The following is a 20,343-nucleotide window of genomic DNA, read 5'->3' on the forward strand; positions in this document are numbered from 1 at the left end:
TTTCCGCCGGCTGAATCGGTCAGCCCTCGAAATCTTCCGGGGCGAGACCTTCGAGAAACTTTTTGAACTCGGACAGTTCGGCTTCGCTCGCTTCCGGTTCCGTCCGCCTCAGCACATAGGGGAACGAAGCACGCTCCAGCACATCCTCCTCGATATAGATGGGAGCTTTCTGCCGCACGGCCAGCGCCAACGCGTCGCTCGGGCGCGCGTCGAGGTCGATGAGGCGGTCGTGCTGGCGCAGCGTGAGCCGCGCGAAGAACGTCGCACCCTGCACGTCGTTGATGACCACGTGGTCGATCTGCGCGTCGAGGTTCGTCAGCGCGTCGAGGAACAGGTCGTGCGTCATCGGCCGCGAGAACCGCGCTTTTTCCAGCGCGATGCCCATTTGCGTCGCTTCGTTCACGCCCACCCAGATGGGGATGATGCGCGACTTTCCTTCTTGGACGATCTCCTCTACCGGTTGCAGCACGATGATGGACGGCGACGGCGCCGCCGAGACGATCAGCGTTTGAACGGTAACGGGAATCATCGGCACTCCTCCTCGGGTTTCTTGCGTCGCGTCGCGCGCGGCCGGCCTACCGATTATAGCGCTTCGGCAGGGTCGCCGGTCGCATCGCCGTGGCGTTTCGGTTTCAAGATACGGACGGTCGTGTTTTCACGCGAGCCTTCAGCAGCTGCTCCATGCTTCGGTACGCGGGCGATTTTGCTCCTTGAGCGTGATGAGGCAAAGAGGGATTGCCTTCGCATCTTCGCTTGCGAGGGGAACCATCCGGCTGCGGGGAAGCGTCTCGCCAAGCGGGGCGATGTTCACCATGAAGCACACCGCGTGCTTGACGTAGAACTGGCGCGGCGCGTCGAACGCGAGCGGTTCGACAATCGGCGATTTCAGCCCGTCTTCGCGGTACATGACCAAGATGGATTCGTTGAAATGGTCGAACGTGCGCGAAGATATCACGCGGTAGGGCTCCAGCTGTTCGAGGGATACGGCGTTTTGGCGGGCCAGAGGGTGATTCGCAGCCATGCAGATTCCTGCGGGAACTGTTCCCATGGGGAAGCAATCGAAGCCGGGGCGGTCGAGCGGCCCTATGGTGATGAGCGCATCGCATGACCCCGCGCGAAGGGCGTCAAGGCCGGCTTCTCCTGTTCCGATGGATGTTTCGGTTCGGGCGTTCAGGTGCTTGTCGAAGAACGCAGCCATATTAGCGCGGGCTTTCGCGTTGTTGCAGAACGCCGGTGCGACGAGGAACAGCCGGAGTTTGACGGGTTTTTCGTCACAGGACTCGCTTATCAGCTCCAACTCTCGAAACGACGAATCGACTTCGGCGGCCTTTTCCAGGAACGCCTCGCCGAGGGGCGTGAGTTCGATGCCTTGATGGCTGCGATCGAACAAGTTCTCTCCGAATTCGAATTCGAGGTCTGCCATCGACTTCGACACTGCCTGCACGGAAATGCCGTGCTCGCGAGCGGCCGAGGACAGGCTGCCGCGATTCGCGACGCTGACGAAGTACTTGATCTGTTTGATGTTCAATGAAGCGTTCCTCTTCCGATGCCAAGCTCGGTGCTTGGTCTTAGCGTACCATGCATCGGAATGCGCACCCGAGTGCACGGCTCTCGAGTTGGAAAAAACGCTGCCGTTACCGGATATTCAAAAACTGGTAAGAAATATTCAAAAAGTGCTTGACCGAACTTAGTGATTCGACGTATAGTGATCAGGCACTTTTTTTGGGCCCGTAGCTCAGTTGGTTAGAGCGCACGCCTGATAAGCGTGAGGTCGCTGGTTCAAATCCATTCGGGCCCACCATTTTTTGCAATAAACGCTCCACCGTGAGCCGAGTTAGCCGGTGGAGCGTTTATTAATTTCTAGACGCGGTTTTATGCAGTTCGCGACTAGCCAAAGAATGTGCAACTTGGGGCATTAGCTCAGCTGGGAGAGCGCGGGCTTTGCAAGCCTGAGGTCAGGGGTTCGATCCCCCTATGCTCCACCATACGTTATTCATCCGAACCCCCGCCGAGAGGCAGGGGTTCGTTGCTTCTGGTCATGATCGGTTGAGAGCCCTGCCGCGCGCGTTCAACTCTCAGATAACACTGTGCGTACCCGGTCGGAGAACTCCGTCGCCCGGTTCCGACTCGCGAACTTATGAGCTCGCTGTCGAAGGGACTTCTCTTTACCGAAGATGTTTCACGTGAAACATTTGTTCGTTTATCATGAGTCATTGTGACAAGTGTTTCACGTGAAACACAGCCTCCCGCGGTTTCGCGCTGCGCTCTTTTCCCACGTGCATTCTGTGAGCGCAAGCCGGAAACATCGCGATCGTGCAGGTGGCATGGTAGAATCCTGCTTCGGATACCAACCGCGAAACCGGCACATGGGGAGCTATGAATCGAACGGAAGCACTGCGCATTTTAGGACTGGACGATGATGCCACGCCCGAAGATGTGAAAACCGCCTACAAGGAAACGGTGCAGATCCTGCATCCCGACCGGTTCGCCAGCAACAAGAAGCTCCAAGATCGCGCGACTGAGCAGTTCAAGAACCTCCAAGAAGCATACGACTACCTGACCAGCGGAAAAGGCTCGCGCACCTCCGCTCGCGATCCGCGCGCCGCTGCCGAGCGCGCCCGCAGCTACACGTCGTCCAACCAGGTTGAGGCGCGCATGGCCGGCGTAGCCGCCGCACGCACGCAGCTGGTTAAGCAGCGCGATGTGGCGCTTGACGAGCGTCGTAACGGCATTGCCATGACCGCTATCGGCGGCATCGTGGCGCTGATAGCCGGCCGCCGGCCGTTCGGCCTGTTCGGTATCGTTGCCGCCATTGCAAGTGCCGCCGCTGTGTGGGGCATCGTGCAGGTCGTGTCGTCCCAGAGAACCATCGCCACGCTCAACGAACATATCGCCGAGCTCAACAAGGAAGAGCGCCGCCTCGCCGAGGAGTTGGACGACGTGTAGCCGCCGTACTTCGCCGGCGGTCGTCTCTCCTTATCGTCCCGATCGCCCGGCAGCGCCTGCCTTGTCGCCCGAAACGTGCGGAATTCAAGCGGAAAACGCACCTTTCGGGCGACAATCGTCCTCTGCGGGAGCGGTACCCGCCGCAGGCCCCATCGCAAGGATCATCGCCGCGCCGATTTAGGCATGGCTTGAATAGAAAGAAGAAGAAAGGCATGAAGCAAGAGAACATCCGCAACGTCGCCATTATCGCGCACGTTGACCACGGCAAGACCACCATCGTCGACCGCCTGCTGTACGCCAGCGGCGTGTTCCGCGAGAACCAGCAGGTTGACGAGCGCGTGCTGGACAGCAACGACCAGGAGCGCGAGCGCGGCATTACCATCCTGTCCAAGAACATCTCGGTCGTGTACAACGACGTGAAGATCAACGTCATCGACACGCCGGGCCACGCCGACTTCGGCGGCGAGGTGGAGCGCGTGCTGAACATGGCCGACGGCGCCCTGCTCATCGTGGACGCGTTCGAAGGCCCCATGCCGCAGACCCGTTTCGTGCTGCGCCACGCGCTTGAACAGGGCCTGCGCATCATCCTAGTGGTGAACAAGATCGACCGTCCGGGCGCGCGCCCCAACGAAGTGGTGGACGAGGTGTTCGACCTCATGGTGGAGCTCGAAGCATCCGACGCGCAGCTGGACTTCCCCGTCGTCTACGCCAGTGCCATGAACGGCTACGCCCGTTTCGCGCCCGACGACGACAACATGGACATGATCCCGCTGCTGGAAACCATCCTCAAGGAGATCCCGGCTCCCGACTGCGAGCCGAACGGCCCGGTGGCGCTGCAGATCTGCACCGTCGACCATTCCAGCTTCGTCGGCCGCATCGGCGTGGGGCGCCTGTTCTCCGGCACCATCCATAAAGGCGAGCCCTCGCTGGTCATCAAGAACGACGGCACGCGCTACAACACCAACATCAAGCAGGTGTTCACGTTCGAGGCGCTGGGCAAGAAGGAGCAGCAGGAGGTGCACGCCGGCGACATCGTGGCCGTGGTGGGCGTGGAAGACGCTGACATCGGCGACATGGTGACCAGTCGCGAGAACCCCGTGCGCTTCGATCCCATCCAAGTGGAAGAGCCCACGATGGCCATCGTGTTCGAGGCATCGTCCAGCCCGCTCGTCGGCCGCGAGGGCGACATCGTGGGAGCGCGCCAGCTCAAGGAGCGCCTGATGCGCGAGAAGGAGAGCAACATCTCCATGCGCATCGAGGAGCTTGAGGACAAGTCGGGCGTTGAGGTTGCCGGCCGCGGCCTGCTGCACCTGTCGGTTCTCATGGAGACGATGCGCCGCGAAGGATTCGAGTTCCAGGTAGGTCGCCCGCGCGTGCTCATCAAGAAGGACGAGTCCGGCCGCAAGCTGGAACCCATCGAGGAGGCCACGGTGGACGTGCCCAGCGAGTACGCAGGCAAGGCCATCGAGGTGTTCGGCAGCGCCGGCGGCGAGATGTCCGACATGTACCAGCGCGGCGACCAGACGCACCTCGTGTTCAAGATTCCGTCGCGCGGCACGATGGGATTGCGCACCCGTCTGCTGAACGTCACGCGTGGCGAAGCCACGATGTTCCATCATTTCTCCGAGTACGGCCCGTATCGCGGCGAGATGAACGGGCGCAAGAACGGCTCGATGATCTCCATGTCCACCGAGAAGAGCGTCGCGTACGCTCTGGATGCGCTGCAGGAGCGCGGCCGCCTGTTCGTGGGTCCCGGCCAGGAATGCTACGAAGGCATGATCGTGGGCGAGTCGTCGAAGGAAGGCGACATGGTGGTCAACATCGCCAAGTCGAAGCAGTTGGGCAACCAGCGTTCGTCGGGCGCCGACAAGGCTATCTCGCTCACGCCGCCCATCACGTTCACGCTGGAAGAGGCGTTGGAGTACATCGAGGATGACGAGCTGGTGGAAGTCACCCCGCAGAACATCCGCCTACGCAAGCGGATGCTGTCGGCCACCGATCGCAAGAAGGCTGCCAAGAAATAATCTATCACTATGTAAGAATGCGCCCTGATCAGGGCGCATTCTTACAAGAGGGAAATAAGGCTTCAGCTCGCGCGAACAGGCGGGTATATCCCTAAACCTGGCGTGGGGACTGTGAATCGATAATGGGTATATTGTGCAACGCAAGAACCCGTTTTATCGCGTGTGCGAGAATACAGCGCAGTACTTATCTCATGGGCGATCCAGTAGGCGGTGCGATGGCGAAGCCCATGTTCGAGGGAAGGGTCATATGAAGAAAACGTACATCATGAAGACCGTGTGCGCGGTCGGTTTGACGGCGGCATGCGCATGGGGTCTGGCCGGATGCTCGAGCGATGACAACGCTTCGTCGGGCACCGGCGGTGTGGCGGGCACGGTCAACGGTGTGGAAATCGCCGAAGACACCATCACCAACTACATCCAGGGCGTGCGCGAGCAGCTGGGTGCTGACGATGAAGATTCGTGGGGCACATGGCTTTCTCAGAACGATTACACCCCTGCTTCCGTGCGTGAAGAAGTGTTCAATTCCTACGCCCAGCGTGAGTTGCTGAAGGAAGGCGTCGAGGAGAAGGGCATCACCGTCGAGAGCTCCGAGATTGACGAGCAGATCGACAAGGTGAAGGCGAACTACGACACCGACGAGAAGTGGCAGGCCGCGCTCGATCAGGCGGGAATGACCGAAGATAGCTATCGCGCTGAAATAGAGCAGAAGCTCAAGGAGAACAAGCTGTACGCATCGTTCGCCTCCGACGAAGATCCCAGCGACGCTGACATGCTGCAGTACGCCCAGATGTACGCGACCGCGTACGACGGTTCCAAGCGTTCCTCTCATATCCTGTTCAATTCCGATGATGAAGCAACTGCTCAGGAAGTGCTCGACAAGCTCAACTCCGGCGAGCTTGACTTCGTCGATGCGGTGAAGGAATACTCGCAGGATCCGGGTTCTGTCGAGCGCGATGGCGATGTGGGTTGGAACAACCCCAGCAACCTGGCGAAAGAGTACAAGGACGGCCTCGAGCCGCTTGAGAAAGGCCAGTTGAGCGGTCTCGTTACCACACAGTTCGGCATCCATATCATCAAGTGCACCGATGTGTACAAGGCTCCTGAAGAAGTGACGAGCCTCGATCAGATCCCGGAAGAGTGGATATCCGTCATCGCTTCGTCGCTGAAGTCCACGAAGCAGCAGGAAGCCTACAAGAAGTGGCTTGACGAAACCACCGAGGCTGCCGACATCAAGATCAACGACATGCCTCAGGGTCTTCCCTATGATGTCGATATGTCCAAGTATCCTGCGCCGAACGCCGATAGCGGCGCAACCGACGGAACTCAGGAAGGTTCGAAGGACGGTGCCGAAGGCGGTGAGGCTGCCGACGGTGCTTCTGCCGACGGTACCGACGCTCCCGCTTCCGAGGATCAGGCCGCGACCGATGGCGCCGATTCCTCCGAGGGCAATGCCGATGCCGCCGCGGGCGACAACGCCTCCGAGCAGCCTGCGGAAGCCGCCTAAGCTTCGGGAAGGTTGGTTCATCTGAGTTCGACACGGCGGGCGTCCTTCGGGACCCCGCCGTTTCGTTTCTGGCGTGGCTGCGAGTTTGTTTGTTTGACGGCTCACCGGGTTGCTTGCCAGCCTCGGTTGCTTGTGGATCGCCCGTCCCGACCGGATGTTTCACGTGAAACATCCGCGGCCCCTTAGGAGAACCATGGATATCCAAACGCCTCCCTTCCTCGAACTGCACAACGCGGTCGTGCAGCGTGCGGGCGCGCCTATTCTGACGGTCGACTCGTTTCGACTGGAGGAAGGCGAGCATCTTGCGTTGCTGGGTCCGAACGGGTCGGGAAAATCTACGTTTGTAAAGCTGATCACGCGCGAGATGCTTCCCTTGCACCGGGAAGTGCCGCCGGTTCGGTTTCGCGGCAGCGAGCGTGCGACCCTTGCGGACGTGAAGCGGAGCTTGGGCGTCGTCTCGTCGACGATGCAGGATCAGATTTCCGTACATCTGCCTACGGTGGACGTGGTGGCCGGAGGGTTGTACGGAATGCTGGGCGTCCCGGCGCGGGTCGACGCCCAGCACTTGCACGAAGCCCGTGAGCGAGCTCGTGAGGTTATGGAGCTGCTGGGTGTTGACGAGTTGGCGGCACGCGACATCATGACGCTGTCCACCGGCCAGGCGCGACGAGTGCTCATAGCTCGTGCGCTCGTGCACGACCCCGAAGTTCTTGTGTTCGACGAGCCGTGCACCGGACTTGATCCCGAAGGTATGTATTACGTTCGGTCGAGTATGCGCACGCTTGCGAAAGCGGGAAAGGGAATCGTGCTGGTCACGCACTATCCCGAGGATATTATCCCCGAGATCAAGCGCGTCGTGCTATTGAAAAACGGTACGGTGTTCGCCGACGGGTCGAAAGGCCGGCTCTTGACGGATGGCGTGATGAGCGAGCTGTTCGACGTTCCTTTGCACGTGCAGCGCATGATCGCCGGACGTTCCACGGAGCCGGCCACGCATACTTCTCATTCCGCCGCATCCCCCACGACGTCTCCGCGATCAGCCGTACCGCATAGCACGCTTCCGCGATCCGTTGTTGACGCTGCGTCGACATCTTCTATACCCTGCGCGTCGAGTGCGAAATCCGCCTCGCCCTGTGTGCAAGCAGACGAAAATTTCGATGATGCTCGTGAAGAGGAATATTTCTCGCTTGTGAGTGCGTATTAGCTGTTGTATACTACGTAGCTGCTGCATGACCGCGCAACGCGCGAGCATGCTCGACCAATAAGCGGAGAGATGACCGAGCTGGCCGAAGGTGCACGATTGGAAATCGTGTGTGCTCCAAAAGAGTACCTAGGGTTCGAATCCCTATCTCTCCGCCAGATTACTCCCGCGCCCCCGAGGCGCGTTTCATACGGGGTTTTGCCCCGATCATACGCGGAAGGGTGGCAGAGCGGCTGAATGCGGCGGTCTCGAAAACCGTTTCACCGGCGACCCCGGTGACCAGGGTTCAAATCCCTGCCCTTCCGCCAGTTTCATCAAACAAGCGCCTTCGGGCGCTTTTTTGTTTGATAGGGGCGCCTTGATGGTAAACCGACTGAGTATTATTCTCGAATAATGCAAATAAGGTCATTCAACTGGAAAGATAATTATTCAGTGAATATTTGTGGGTAATCGACCTCTGGCGTGCGGCGAGTTCTATAGTTGCCCGAGAGAGACAGAAATAAGAGAGAAGGACCCTCCATGAACCAGGCATCCCAGACCCTCGCGCAGCTCAAGAAGGCCAGCAAGCTCGTCCGCCTCGCCTTTCACAAGAACGGCCCGAAAAGCTACAAGCGCGGCCAGGGCGCGCTGCTGAACGCGCTCGTCGACAACGACGGCACCACTCAGCGCGAGCTGGTGAAGATTCTCGGTCTCAACCGCAGCGAGCTCAAGGATATCGTGAAGAAGGCCGAGCGCAACGGCTACGTCACCATCGAGGACGCCGAAGGCGAGCGTACCTACGCCGTGAAGCTCACCGACGAGGGTCGCGAGGTCGCTCAAAAGCGCGTCGCCGCGAACGACAAGACGGCTGACGACATCATCGGATGCCTGTCTGAGGAGGAGATCGCCCAGCTGAACGCCATCACCGAGAAGCTCATCCTCTCGATGAAGGACAAGGGCATCAATGGCAAGAAGAAGGGTCGCAAAGCCCACGAGTGCTGCTGCCGCTAAATATCGCAGACGGGTTTAATCGCCGCGCATATGCGCCATCGTCCGAGCCCCCGGCTTCTCCCGAAGCCGGGGGCTCGTCCATGCAAGCCGCCCCAGCCTGCGAAGTCCACGCCTTCCGCAGCGCCCGCGCGGTTCTGACGGTCGGTAGCCGTCGCGCCGACATCGGCGCGGCTCAGCTCAGAGCTCGGCGGGGAGCGGTCGTGTCGGTTGCGGTTCAACGGCGGATCCCATCCCCCTGCGTTCCGTTCTGTCCGATGTTTCACGTGAAACATTTGTGCTGGCGAGCCGAACGCTACGGTCGAGAAGGTTTGGCACGGGTAGCAGCAATCGAAAGTCGCGTCAGCAGCAAATAGGGCGGCCCGTGCAAGTTTTTCGACTTCGTGGCATAAGCCATCATTCACGACCAGGGGTTTTGTCCTCGACGCTTCGCAACGCCCAGTCGCTCCTTCCCGATGCCGACGCAAAACGCCTGGTGAGAAAACCGGTGCTTGCAAACGGTTTGCCACGAAGTCGAAAAACTTGCAGAACCAGCCCGAAAACCAGCGCTGGCGAAACGTTTGCAGCCGCGTGACGCTCGATCTCGGCGCCGACGAAGTTGAGCGGACGCGCCTCTTGCGTCCCGCGTGCGCATCGTGCTTGCAGGTTCGCGCGGCCAAATTCTGCAGATACGCCGAAATAGCTTGGGGCGCGAGGCGAAGCTGCGGCTGCAAGCTCTACACTGGTTGGCAACGAAGTACCTCTTTTGAAAGGACAAGGCTATGGCCGATCGCGAAGTTGAGAGCTCTGACGTGGAAGTTCCCGAGATCCCCGAGATTCTGGAGAAAGTGCTCCTGTTCTCGCTCGATGAAGCCAAGGAAAAGATGACGCAGGGTTCCGACGTTGTGCCGTTCACGGCACTGGTGGTGAAGGAGAACCTGTTCATCGAGAACCATCCTGCCGACTCGGCCGAGGAATGCTTCAACCTGGCTCGTCATACGGTGGAGCATGCTCGCGGCGCCGCGGCGTACGCGCTGTGCTACGACGGCTACATCGAAATCGACGACGGCGTGAAGGACGCGCTCATCGCCGAGGGCGGCGTACCGGGCGAAGATACCGGCTACGCGGTGAGCTACCTCTACGAAATGGACGAAGAGGGCAACGTGACGTTCGAGGAAGAGCCTGCCTATGTGGGCGAGGCGCCGAACTTCATGATCGCGCTGAACGACGCCGATTCGTACGCCGAAGAGGATATCGACGAGAAGTACCTCGAAGAGGATGCGGTGGACGACGAGGAGTAGCCTCGCCCATCCGAACGAATGTTTCACGTGAAACATTCGCACAAACGCAAGTTTCTCCGAATCGGCCGCATCCTGCAAAGGTGCGGCCGATTCGCATGTGCGGCTTCTTCGGCCGCCAGGGACGCCGCCTCAGCTTTCGGGGACGCCGCCTCAGCTTTCGGGGACGCCGCTTCAGCTGTCGGGGGCGCTACCTCACCTGGCGGGGATGCTACCTCACCTGGCGGGGGCGCTGTCTCGGGTGTCGGGAGACCGCCGGCGTTTCGCGTCCGCGAAGCGCCAAATGGTTTCCACTGCGGCGAAAGCGCCGCCCGCTGCAGCTGCGCGTGCAGCTGCAGCGGGGTTTTCCACAACCCGCGACCATCCCATCGTCGCTTGTGTCGCAAGCTCCCCACCTGCGTCGTTGGTCTTCACCGCGCTGATTCAGATCGTCGACTCTCCCGCAGCGTTGGATTCGCGCTGGAAAAGATGGCAAACGGCGGGTAATCCGCGTTGGAAAACGTGGCAAGAAACGTGGAATCCGCGTGAGATCGGTGTGAGAAACGGGCAAGGTTGAGGAGGCTGCGCGCTGGATCTGCGCCATATAAACGTGAGATGAGCTTGGTATCATGTATGCAAGATGTTCGGCACGTTGCTGGAACATGGTAAGTATGGCGAAACCATGCTGAAACGATGATCGGGAAGATTGTGTTGGTCGTTTCGGCCCCTGTTTGCTAGAATAGTCGGGCTAATCCTGCCCCGGCAATCTTGCCTTCTCAGCACCGGGGCCGTAAAGACCAAAGGAGGTGAGCTGATGAAGGCTTATGAATTGCTGTTTTTTGTCGCTCCGTCTATCGACGAGGAAACCCGCGCAGCCGTTATGAAGCGTATCGACACCACGATCGCTGAGGGCAAAGGCACGGTTGACAACGTCGACAACTGGGGCAAGCGTAAACTCGCTTACGAGATCAACGGATTGACCGATGGTGACTACACTCTCATCGATTTCCACGCCGATCCCGCTGACGTTGCCGAACTCGATCGTGTTCTGCGCATCACCGACGCTGTGGAGCGCCACATGATCGTCAAGCGCACGGACCGCGACTAGGAGACGAGCGGGGACCTGGGCACCACCCAGCGTCCGGCATGAGAAGAGGTAGACACACATGAGCATCAACCGAGTTATCATCAGCGGAAACCTTACTCGCGATCCCGAGCTTCGCTCCACCGCGAGCGGGCTTCCCGTGCTGGGCTTCGGCGTGGCGGTCAACGACCGCCGCAAGAACCAGCAGACGGGCGAGTGGGAGGATTATCCGAACTTCATCGACTGCACGATGTTCGGCGCGCGCGCCGAAAGCCTCTCGCGCTACCTCGGCAAGGGCACCAAAGTGGCCATCGAGGGCAAGCTCCGCTGGAGCCAGTGGGAGCGCGAAGGCCAGAAGCGCAGCAAGATCGAAGTGATCGTCGACGAGCTTGAATTCATGTCGAGCCGTAACAGCGATTCGTCGTCGTACGGTGGCGGTATGGGCGGCGGTTATTCCGCTCCCGCAGCAGCCCCCGTGGTTGCCGCGCCGGTGGTTGATGCCTCTTCTTCGGTTTATGACGAAGATATCCCGTTTTAAGCGAAACGAAAGAGGTTAGAAATGTCCGATTACGCGAAGCAGCCGCGTCGCAAGTTCTGCCAGTTCTGCAAAGAGGACACGCAGTACATCGACTACAAAGACACGCAAATGCTGCGCAAGTACGTTACCGATCGCGGAAAGATCAAGCCGCGCCGCGTGACGGGTGCCTGCACCCAGCATCAGCGCGACATCGCGAACGCCGTGAAGCGCGCCCGCGAGATGGCTTTGATGCCCTACGCGGTGCCCGCCATCAGCGGTCGCGGCGACCGTCGCAGCCGCTAGGCGCAAGGAGGAACCATGAAAGTCATCCTGCTCCAAGAATTGAAGGGCAAGGGCGGTGAAGGCGACGTCGTGGACGTGGCCCCCGGTTTTGCCAACAACTACCTGCTCCCGCAGAAGGTTGCCATCCTCGCTACGAAGGGCAACCTGAAGCAGCTCGAGCAGCGCAAGCACAACATCGCCAAGCGCGAAGAGAACCGCCTTGCCGACGCCGGCAAGATCAAGGAAACGCTCGACGGCGCGCTCGTCAAGGTCGAAGCCAAGGTGGGCGAAGAGGGTCAGCTGTTCGGTTCCGTTACCGCTCAGATGATCGCCGATGCCATCAAGGCCGCGACGGACGTCGACGTCGATCGTCGCCGCATCGAGCTGGGCCACGCCATCAAGACGGCCGGCCAGCACGAGGTGACCATCTCGCTGTACCGCGACATCAAGACGACGGTGAAGCTGTTCGTCGGCGGCGCGGACGACGAGGTCGCTCCTGCCGAGGCCGAGGTTGTCGAGGAGACGATCGAGGAAGTCGTCGAGGCTCCCGCCGAGGAGACCGCCGAGGCCGCTGAATAGCAGCTCGGGAGGTATCCGAAGCATTTCGCGGCAGCGGCCGAACGGTCGCAGCCGTAGCGAGACCCCCTTCGCCCTTTACGGCGCGCGAAGGGGGTCTCTTCGTTTCGCAAGGACGGCACTGTTCTTTCCGGGATGTTTCATGTGAAACATCCCTCCGTGCGGCGGCGAACCGCCGAGGCTGTTGCGCGTGGAGCGTCGGTTGCTCTTCGATACGCGGCCGAGGCTTCCGGTAACAGTGGCCGACCCCGCGCGACAAGTGTTGTATCATAGGGACTCACGCTATTCGAGAGGGAGTTCGAGCATGTCTTCACCCGCGCCGTACAGCGCCGACTTCGCACCGGAAGAAACCACCGTATCGGATCGGCGAAAGATCGATCCGCAGAACATCGAGGCGGAGAAATCCGTCCTGGCCGCCTGCATGCTCAACCAGGAAGCTATCGAGGAAGTGGCTCCGAAGCTGGTCAAGGAGAACTTCTACCGCATCGCCCACCAGCGCATCTACGAGTCCATGATGGACCTGTACGTGCGCCACATCCCCATCGACCACATCTCGCTGGCCGACAACCTGAAGGCCATGGGTCAGCTGGAGGCCGTGGGCGGCAAAGCGTACCTCATCGAGCTGGCAGACAACACGTTCGCCCTCACCAACTGGCAGAACCACCTGGAAATCGTCAAGCGCACCTCCATCCTGCGCGACCTCATCCGCGCGTCGGGCGAGATCGAGGCGCTGGCCTATGACGCCCCCGACGATTTGGGCGTGGTGGTGGAAGAGGCCGAGAAAACACTGTTCCACGTCACCGAGAAGCGCGTGTCCTCGGCGTTCAAGCGCATGGACGTGCTGCTAACCGAGGCGTTCGAGGAGCTGACGAAGCTGGCCGAGCAGAAGGACGCCATGGCCGGCATCCCCAGCGGGTTCAAGGACGTGGACGACCTGTTCCACGGCTTCCGTGGCGGCGACCTGGTGATCCTCGCGGCCCGACCCGGCGTGGGCAAGACGTCGTTCGCACTGAACCTGGCCACGAACGCGGCCAAGGCTGGGGCAACCGTCACCTTTCTCTCGTTGGAGATGAGCGCGGCGCAGCTGGTGCAGCGTATCCTGTGCGCCGAAGCCCGCGTGAACCTGTCGCGCCTGCGCGCCGGCCAGGTGCAGGAGTCGGACTGGGGCGCCATTGCCGACGCGTCTAACACGCTGAGCAAGCTGGACATGTTCATCGACGACACGCCGTCGCTGTCCATCTTGGAGCTGCGCGCCAAGGCCCGCCGCGAGCTGCGCTCCGCCGAGAAGGGCATCATCATCGTCGACTACCTGCAGCTCATGTCGCCGCCGCAGTCGCGCAAAGACGGCAACCGCGCCGTCGAGGTCGGCGAGATCTCGCGAGGCCTGAAGGTGCTGGCGAAGGAGATGGACATGCCCGTCATCGCGCTGTCGCAGCTGTCCCGTGCGGTGGAGATGCGCGGCAAGAAGCGCCCGATGCTGTCCGACCTTCGCGAATCGGGCTCCATCGAGCAGGACGCCGACATCGTCATGTTCATCGACCGAAGCATGGACGAGATCGAGGCCGAGAGCGAAGACCGCCCCGACCTGGGCTCGGCCGAGCTGATCGTCGCGAAGCACCGTAACGGCCCCACGCGCGACATCCCGCTGGCCTTCAACGCCGAGTACACCCGCTTCATGGATTTCATCGACGATTCGCGCGTGGGCGGCTATATGTAAAGCCCCTGTTGAGCCGTTTCGCGGTACACTGGGCTCATGTCGAAACGCGTCACATTCATCCATGCATCGGACCTCCATCTGGGGGCGCCGTTCCGCGGGTTGCGCGCGCTTTCGTCCAAATGGGCGAACCGCCTGCTCAGCGCCATCCCGGAATCGTACGACCGCATGGTCGACGCGGCCATTGCCCGCGACGTGGACTTCGTGGTGGTGTCGGGCGACATATTCGACTCCGCGCGCCCCTCGTACGGCGACTATCTGCACTTCTTCGAAGGGTTGGAACGCCTAGGCGAGGCGGGCATTCCGGTGTACCTGATCACGGGCAACCACGATCCGTACACCTCGTGGCAGCACGACTTCTTCTCGCTGCCGCCCAACGCCACCATGCTGCCGGGCGACCGACCCGGCTTCGCGCTGGTGGAGCGCGACGGCCAACCGCTGTGCCTGATCGGCGGCCGCGGCTACTACAACCAAACGTGGCCGATGGACGAGTGCATCGCCGAAGGCGTCACGCGCGAAGCGGCCGAGCAGGCGCTAGCCGTCCAGCATCCGCACGCTGCGGAAGCCCCGTTCGCAGTGGGCCTGCTGCACACCGGCCTCAACCTCGATCCGGTGAAAGCCCCGGTAGACCCCGCCGTCCTCATGCACGCGGGCATGGACTACTGGGCGCTTGGGCACATCCACATGAAGTACGCCTACCCCTCTTTCGACGACCCGCGCCTCGTGTTCTCCGGCTGCATCCAAGGCCGCGACATCAAGGAGACGGGCGAGCGCGGCGTGTTCTGCGTCACGCTGCGGGAAGGCGCGAAAAACGAGCTGGAGTTCATCCCCACGGCAAGCGTCGTGTGGCAGCGGATGCACGTGGACGTGTCCGATTGCGCGAACCTGCCCGACATCACCGACAAGATCATGCGCGAGCTGTTCCGCGAGAACGGCAAGGCGCATTGCGAGGAGATGGTGGTGCGCATTGCGCTGGAGGGCGCGACCCCGATGCACGCCATGCTCGACCGCGCCGATGTGATCGCCGGCCTGCGCAAACACGTGAACGATGCGTATTCGGCATTCTTCTGCGACGCGTTGACGAACCTCACGGTGCCGCCGCGCGACAAGGAGGCGCTGCGCCGCGAAGGGCTGTTCCCTGCGGTGTTCCTGCAGGTGGCGGACGCGCAGCGGCGCAATCCCGACGAGGCCATCGCGTTTTTGCAGGATGAGTTCATCAAGAAGAACATCCAGCTGCCCAGCGCCTACACGCGCAATATCGATGCATTCGCCGAGGCGGCCGAGAACCTCGTGCTCGATTTGCTGGCCCAAGGGGACGAGCAATGAAGCGGTCCTATCTCGAGCATATCAAGATCGTCAGCTTCGGCGCGTTCTCAAACAAAGCGGTGGGTCCGTTCGCCCCGCACCTCAACGTGGTGTACGGGCCGAACGAAGCCGGCAAGACCACGCTCGCGTCGTTCGTGGGCGGCGTGCTGTTCGGCTGGGAAGAAGCGCGCGGCAGCCGCAACACCTACAAGCCTGCGAATGCGGAGCGATCTGGATCGCTGTTCTTCGCCCAGCGCGACGCGTCCTCCGGCGTTTCGTCCGCGCCGTCGGATGCGCCCGCCCTCGCCGCCCCGGACGGGCGCGTCGCCGCCGTCGAAGCCGACGGTTCCCTCGCGGCGTCAGCTGCGCCGCTTCCCACGCCTGAACCCTCTCGCGCGCCCGAGCTCGAGCTCTCGCGCGTGCGCAACAGCGACGGCTTGCAAGGCGACGCATCCCTCGTGGCCGACATCGACAAAGAGACATTTCAGACGATGTTCTCCCTGACCAGCGACGAGCTGCGGACGCTGCGCAACACCACCGACGTTACGGCTAAGCTGCTCACCGCCGGTTCGGGAACGGGCGCTTCGCCCGCTCACGCGCTGGCCACCGTGCAGGAAAAGCTGGCTGAGTACACTTCGCGCGCCGCCGGCGTCGAGCACTCCATCGCCAACCTCACGACGCAGGAGAACGAGCTGCGCGCCAAGATGACGGCCGCCGCCGAGGAGGCCGAGCGCTTCAAGCGGCAGGATAAGGAGTTCCGCGAGCTGGAACCCCAGCGCAACGAGCTTCTGGCGCGCCTCGATGCTCTGAACACGTCTATCGAGACGCTGACCGTCCAACGCTCGAACATCGAGAAGCTGGATCACGAGATAGACTCGCTGACCGACCAGGTAGCGTCGCTGTGCGACGAGGAGGACGTGCTGGTCACAACCCATTGCGCCGCCGACCGCAGCGTGTCTGAGCTGGTTGAGCTGCCAGCGTCGGAAGAGCGCGCCCTGCGCGACCAGATCGACTCGCTGGCGGTCGACGAGGCGAAATGCGAGCACGCCGTCGATCTGGCGCAGGACAACTTCGCAACGTCGAAGGCCGCTTACGAGGCGCTGCTGGAAACCGACGACGAACGCGCCCAACGCGAACGCGCTCGCCGCCAGCGCAGCGTGCAGGTGGGGCTGTCCATCGCGCTGCCGCTCATGTTCGTGTGCACGGGCTTGCCCCTGTTCATTCACGGCCGCGAGATCACCAGCTTGTCGTTCACGGCGCTCGGCATCGGTCTGGTGGTGTTCGCCATCATGCTGGCGCTGGCCGCGATGGTGATGCTGTTTCGCCCCAACAAGGAAGAGGACGCGAAGGAAGCGCGCAAGCAGGACGCCCAGTGGGTGATGCTGCAAGACAAGAAGAAGCTGGAAGCGTGCCTGGAAAGCCAGGCAGCGTTCAGGAACCGCGCCCGTGCCCAGCTGGACGCCGCGGGCTTGGCCGAGGCGCAGGGATCGCTGCGCCGATCGCGTACGCTGCTGGACGAGGCGAAGGACGCGCGCGCCGAGAACAACCTGTTCCAGCAGCGGTTGCAGGCGCTCGTGTCGCGCCGCAGCGCGCTGGAGGAGAGCCTGGCCAGCGCGAAGCGCCAACGCCGCCGCCTGTACGAGCGAATCGACCTGCGCGCCGAGCGCACCCTCGACGCCGTCGACGAGGCTATCGCGCAGAAGTCGCAGCAGCGCATGGGGCTCATGGAGGCCAGCGAAGGCCTCAACCGCCGTTACGGCGAGCTCAAGCAGGAGCTTTCCCATGCCCAGCACCTGCGCGACTTCGACGAGTACAAGCTGCTGTACCAGCAGATCCGCACGCGCCAGGACGAGAGCGCGCAGGACTACGCGCGCCTGCTGCTGGCGCGCCGCATGCTGGAAAGCGCCATCGCCACTTGGGAGAGCAAGAGCCAGCCGGAGGTGTATCGTCAGGCCAGCCGCCTGTTGTCGTTGATGACGGACGGCCGCTGGACGAAGGTGAGCCTCACCGCCGAGGGCCGCTTGCAGGTGACCGACGCGGTGAAGACCACGCGCGATCCCGGCCATCTGTCGCTGGGCACGTGCCAGCAGCTGTACCTCGCGCTGCGCATCGCCCTGCTGATGACCGCCGACAACGTGGGTCGCGCCGTGCCCATCCTGGCCGACGACATCCTCGTGAACTTCGACACGTCCCGACGTGCGGGCGCCGCCCGCGCGTTGGCCGAGCTCGCCCGTATGCGCCAGGTGATCCTGTTCACCTGCCATGAGGAAGTGGTGGAGGCGTTGCGGGAGGCGGACCCGACCTTGAACGAGGTCGAACTGTAGTCTGCACGCGCCTGGATTGCGTTCTCCTTGCGCGCAACCTGTTCTCGCCTGGATTCTTCTCTCGTTGCTTCCTGTTCTCTTCCCCGTCCGACTCGAGCGCTTTTCAATTTGTCGAGAGTTCACTCCCGGCGCAGCCGCTATTGTCGCGCCCGTCGAGATGTTTCACGTGAAACATCCCGGGCGCTTTGGGATGCGGGGGGGGGGTCGGCTTTTCCAATTTGCCGTGTTTGCAGAGCTTCGCGCAAAACGACTCGGAGTTTTCGCTGTTCTTCGAGCACCGTAGGAGGGGCGCGGAAACTCGCCGGTTGCGTTAGTCGGTTTTGCTGGAAGTCCCGTCTCTCTTCTCCGCTTCCTCAGCTTGTGCGATGAGCTCGCTCAATGGGACGCCCAGCCCTTCGGATATGCGATACATGACATCCAAGGTCGGATTTGCGTCTCCGGATTCGATCCTCCTCAGCGTGAGTCGGTTGATGCCCACCATAAGGGACAGGCGTTCTTTCGTGAGGTTGCACACCGCGCGCTGCATCCTCACCGCTTCGCCGAATCCTGATTTGTACTTCTCATTCATGAGGACAGGGTATTGCGATCTCTTTCCCAAAACGGTTACTATAGTTATCGTTTTGGATACTTTTATAACCATTTTGGTTAGAAAAGTAAGGAAACGCTGAGCGGCTGACGTTTTCGCCGTCGGCTGGCGCATGGGGGGGGGGTGCCGTCTTCGTCGCCGGAAAGGGGGACGGGTGAATCTGAGATCGTTCTGCTCGCGTGCGGGTCTGGGTTATCAAGAGTTGATCGTTGACGACTCCTTGATCAACAAAGTGTACGAGATAACGTTTTCGCCAGCAGCGCGGTCCTCCACGTTGGGTATACCCGACGGCTGTGTCGACGTGCAATTCTTGGGAAGCGGTGCGCAAGAGGAGTGTTTCGTTGCAGGAAGCCTTCTCAAAGGCCATAGAAGCGATTCTTCTTGTTATGAGCGTTGTTTTGGTATTAAGTTCATGCCGGGACCCAAATGTTGTTTCTCTAAGCTCGATGCGCAGGCGCTATTTAATCGAAGAATCGAAGCGTCGGCGTATGTGGATATCGATGTTCTAAGGGATATCGTTCATCTCTCGCTGCCTTTTGAGGAGCGCGCTCGGTTGGCGGCGTCTCATTTCGCCGCAAGCAGTCACTCGGAGCTTTTCTGCGAGTCGGACTCACTGGTATCTTTTATAACGAAGGTCATCTTGGGCAGGGTTGGGGTGGTGCGTGTGGAAGACGTGGTCGAGCGCACGGGTTACAGTCATACCTATGTTTCCAAGAGGTTCAAAGAAGCGGTTGGCTGCACCATGAAGACGTACGCCAGCATCATTCGCACTCAGAATGCCATCAGGTTTCTCTCTGACAGTCGATATCGAGGTGTGACCGGACTCGATATCGGGACCGGTTTGGGGTATTACGATCAATCGCATTTCGATCGGGAATTTAAAAAGTACACGACGCTCGTCCCTGGCGATATTCGTGCCGGTCGCTCGACGGTTTTGTTTCATTGACCTTCGACAGCTTTTTAATGGCAAGTGTGAAAATATACAAGCTTTCGGTTGCCGATTTGTAAAGAATGAGTGCGCACGCGAACCGAATCCGCGTTTCCGATCCCGAGGGGCCCTGATCGGGGAGGCGAGGCGGTTCGTGTTCCGCATCGTCTTTATAAGGAGGTTTTCATGACACCGGAAATGTGGGGGATTTTCCTGCAGATCGTCATCCTGCTCGCGTTCGGTTACTTTTTCACGAAGAAGAAGATTCTTACGTCGGACATCAAGAACGGTCTTTCCACTCTGTTGTTGAAATTGGTTCTACCCATCAGCATCTTGGGTTCGTCACAGATCGCCTATGATGCCTCTACCCTCAGCGGTTTCGGTATCACTCTGGTCATATCGTTCGTATTCTACTTTGTGTTCCTGTTTATTTTGCGTATGGTGGCAAAGAGGCTTCCTTTGAAGGACAACGCCGACCGCGTTTTCCCGTTGCTGTGTGTGTTCGGAAACGTTGGTTTCATCGGGATTCCCTTGTCCACGCAATTCTTCGGGCCTACAGGTTTGATGTACGCCTTCTCGCTTAATGTGGCTTTTAACATCGCCCTGTTTAGCTACGGTTTGATGATCCTGTCGGGCGAGAGCAAGGTAAGCGTGAAGTCGGTCCTAACCGACCCGTGCTTGATCTGCACGGTGGTCATGCTGGTGTTGTACGTCGCTCCCTTCCGTTTTCCTTCCTTCGTCGGCACCGCTTTTACTATGACCGGCAACATGATGACTCCGCTGGCTATGCTCATTATTGGTCATGAGATCGCCAACATGAAGGTGCTTGATTTGATAAAAGACGGCTGGGCGTACGTCGTCTCCCTCCTGCGTTTGCTGGTAATTCCTACTATCGTGTGCGTTATCTTCATGTTCCTGCCTGTGGATCACGAGGTTTTGAAGGTTCTCGTTTTTCTTTTGGCTATGCCGTGCGGAACTTTGAACGTGATCCTGTCGCAGCAGTATGGAACTAACCCCCAGTTCGCTTCGCGTGCCACAACGCAGACCATGATCCTGTTCTTGATTACCGTTCCCATCATGCTCGTCATCATCAATACCTTGTTGTAAGC

The 20,343-nt window shown here is 60.5% G+C and carries 18 protein-coding genes and 4 tRNA genes; 19 read left to right on the forward strand and 3 right to left on the reverse strand.

Going from position 1 to position 20,343, the window contains the following annotated elements; all coding sequences use genetic code 11:
* Positions 1 to 19 precede the first annotated feature (19 nt).
* A complete protein-coding gene (locus tag GT590_RS01490; protein WP_009608949.1) occupies positions 20 to 529 on the reverse strand; it encodes a bifunctional nuclease family protein in 510 nt (169 codons plus the stop codon).
* Positions 530 to 667: 138 nt separating this feature from the next.
* Positions 668 to 1,528 (reverse strand): LysR family transcriptional regulator, encoded by an 861-nt coding sequence (locus tag GT590_RS01495; RefSeq protein WP_009608933.1) that lies wholly within the window; start codon positions 1,526 to 1,528, stop codon positions 668 to 670.
* 196 nt (positions 1,529 to 1,724) lie between these two features.
* Between GT590_RS01495 and GT590_RS01500 the strand changes: the two genes are divergently transcribed.
* The 17 genes from GT590_RS01500 (at position 1,725) to GT590_RS01580 (ending at position 17,720) form a co-directional block, all read left to right on the forward strand.
* Positions 1,725 to 1,801 (forward strand) — tRNA-Ile (locus tag GT590_RS01500).
* Positions 1,802 to 1,909: 108 nt separating this feature from the next.
* Positions 1,910 to 1,985 (forward strand) — tRNA-Ala (locus GT590_RS01505).
* Between the two features lie 391 nt (positions 1,986 to 2,376).
* On the forward strand, positions 2,377 to 2,946 hold the full coding sequence (locus tag GT590_RS01510; protein ID WP_009305595.1) for a J domain-containing protein: 570 nt from the start codon (positions 2,377 to 2,379) through the stop codon (positions 2,944 to 2,946).
* A gap of 212 nt (positions 2,947 to 3,158) precedes the next feature.
* A complete protein-coding gene (gene typA, locus GT590_RS01515; RefSeq protein WP_009305596.1) occupies positions 3,159 to 4,970 on the forward strand; it encodes a translational GTPase TypA in 1,812 nt (603 codons plus the stop codon).
* Between the two features lie 247 nt (positions 4,971 to 5,217).
* Positions 5,218 to 6,474, forward strand: a complete 1,257-nt coding sequence (locus GT590_RS01520; protein WP_009305597.1) for a peptidylprolyl isomerase — start codon at positions 5,218 to 5,220, stop codon at positions 6,472 to 6,474.
* A gap of 193 nt (positions 6,475 to 6,667) precedes the next feature.
* Positions 6,668 to 7,678 (forward strand): ABC transporter ATP-binding protein, encoded by a 1,011-nt coding sequence (locus GT590_RS01525; protein ID WP_009305598.1) that lies wholly within the window; start codon positions 6,668 to 6,670, stop codon positions 7,676 to 7,678.
* A gap of 63 nt (positions 7,679 to 7,741) precedes the next feature.
* A tRNA-Ser gene (locus GT590_RS01530) sits at positions 7,742 to 7,833 on the forward strand.
* Positions 7,834 to 7,890: 57 nt separating this feature from the next.
* Positions 7,891 to 7,983 (forward strand) — tRNA-Ser (locus tag GT590_RS01535).
* A gap of 211 nt (positions 7,984 to 8,194) precedes the next feature.
* The gene (locus GT590_RS01540) at positions 8,195 to 8,665 is read left to right on the forward strand and encodes a MarR family winged helix-turn-helix transcriptional regulator (protein WP_009305599.1); all 471 of its coding nucleotides are present in this window, start codon (positions 8,195 to 8,197) and stop codon (positions 8,663 to 8,665) included.
* 758 nt (positions 8,666 to 9,423) lie between these two features.
* The gene (locus GT590_RS01545; RefSeq protein WP_009305600.1) at positions 9,424 to 9,942 is read left to right on the forward strand and encodes a hypothetical protein; all 519 of its coding nucleotides are present in this window, start codon (positions 9,424 to 9,426) and stop codon (positions 9,940 to 9,942) included.
* Positions 9,943 to 10,732: 790 nt separating this feature from the next.
* Complete coding sequence (gene rpsF, locus GT590_RS01550) at positions 10,733 to 11,026, forward strand: 30S ribosomal protein S6 (protein WP_009305601.1); 294 nt, start codon at positions 10,733 to 10,735, stop codon at positions 11,024 to 11,026.
* Between the two features lie 58 nt (positions 11,027 to 11,084).
* A complete protein-coding gene (locus tag GT590_RS01555) occupies positions 11,085 to 11,540 on the forward strand; it encodes a single-stranded DNA-binding protein (RefSeq protein WP_009305602.1) in 456 nt (151 codons plus the stop codon).
* 21 nt (positions 11,541 to 11,561) lie between these two features.
* Entirely contained in the window at positions 11,562 to 11,822 is a 261-nt protein-coding gene (gene rpsR / locus GT590_RS01560; protein WP_009305603.1) for a 30S ribosomal protein S18, read from the forward strand.
* Positions 11,823 to 11,837: 15 nt separating this feature from the next.
* The gene (rplI, locus tag GT590_RS01565) at positions 11,838 to 12,380 is read left to right on the forward strand and encodes a 50S ribosomal protein L9 (protein WP_009305604.1); all 543 of its coding nucleotides are present in this window, start codon (positions 11,838 to 11,840) and stop codon (positions 12,378 to 12,380) included.
* A gap of 301 nt (positions 12,381 to 12,681) precedes the next feature.
* Positions 12,682 to 14,094 (forward strand): replicative DNA helicase, encoded by a 1,413-nt coding sequence (gene dnaB / locus GT590_RS01570; protein ID WP_009305605.1) that lies wholly within the window; start codon positions 12,682 to 12,684, stop codon positions 14,092 to 14,094.
* Positions 14,095 to 14,130: 36 nt separating this feature from the next.
* Positions 14,131 to 15,417: a DNA repair exonuclease gene (locus GT590_RS01575; RefSeq protein WP_009305606.1), complete on the forward strand. Its 1,287-nt coding sequence runs from the start codon at positions 14,131 to 14,133 to the stop codon at positions 15,415 to 15,417.
* Positions 15,414 to 17,720 (forward strand): AAA family ATPase, encoded by a 2,307-nt coding sequence (locus GT590_RS01580; RefSeq protein WP_009305607.1) that lies wholly within the window; start codon positions 15,414 to 15,416, stop codon positions 17,718 to 17,720. The genes GT590_RS01575 and GT590_RS01580 overlap by 4 nt, the downstream gene beginning before the upstream one ends.
* A 310-nt stretch (positions 17,721 to 18,030) precedes the next feature.
* Here the strand turns inward: GT590_RS01580 and GT590_RS01585 are convergent, their stop codons facing one another.
* Positions 18,031 to 18,288: a helix-turn-helix domain-containing protein gene (locus GT590_RS01585; RefSeq protein WP_009305608.1), complete on the reverse strand. Its 258-nt coding sequence runs from the start codon at positions 18,286 to 18,288 to the stop codon at positions 18,031 to 18,033.
* 172 nt (positions 18,289 to 18,460) lie between these two features.
* On the opposite strand from GT590_RS01585, the gene GT590_RS01590 reads away from it, so the two are divergent.
* On the forward strand, positions 18,461 to 19,252 hold the full coding sequence (locus GT590_RS01590; RefSeq protein WP_086414135.1) for an AraC family transcriptional regulator: 792 nt from the start codon (positions 18,461 to 18,463) through the stop codon (positions 19,250 to 19,252).
* 168 nt (positions 19,253 to 19,420) lie between these two features.
* The gene (locus GT590_RS01595) at positions 19,421 to 20,341 is read left to right on the forward strand and encodes an AEC family transporter (protein WP_086414134.1); all 921 of its coding nucleotides are present in this window, start codon (positions 19,421 to 19,423) and stop codon (positions 20,339 to 20,341) included.
* The last annotated feature ends 2 nt before the right edge of the window (positions 20,342 to 20,343 follow it).

Origin of the sequence: Eggerthella sp. BIOML-A1, from assembly GCF_009875595.1 — a bacterium.
Taxonomy (GTDB): domain Bacteria; phylum Actinomycetota; class Coriobacteriia; order Coriobacteriales; family Eggerthellaceae; genus Eggerthella; species Eggerthella lenta.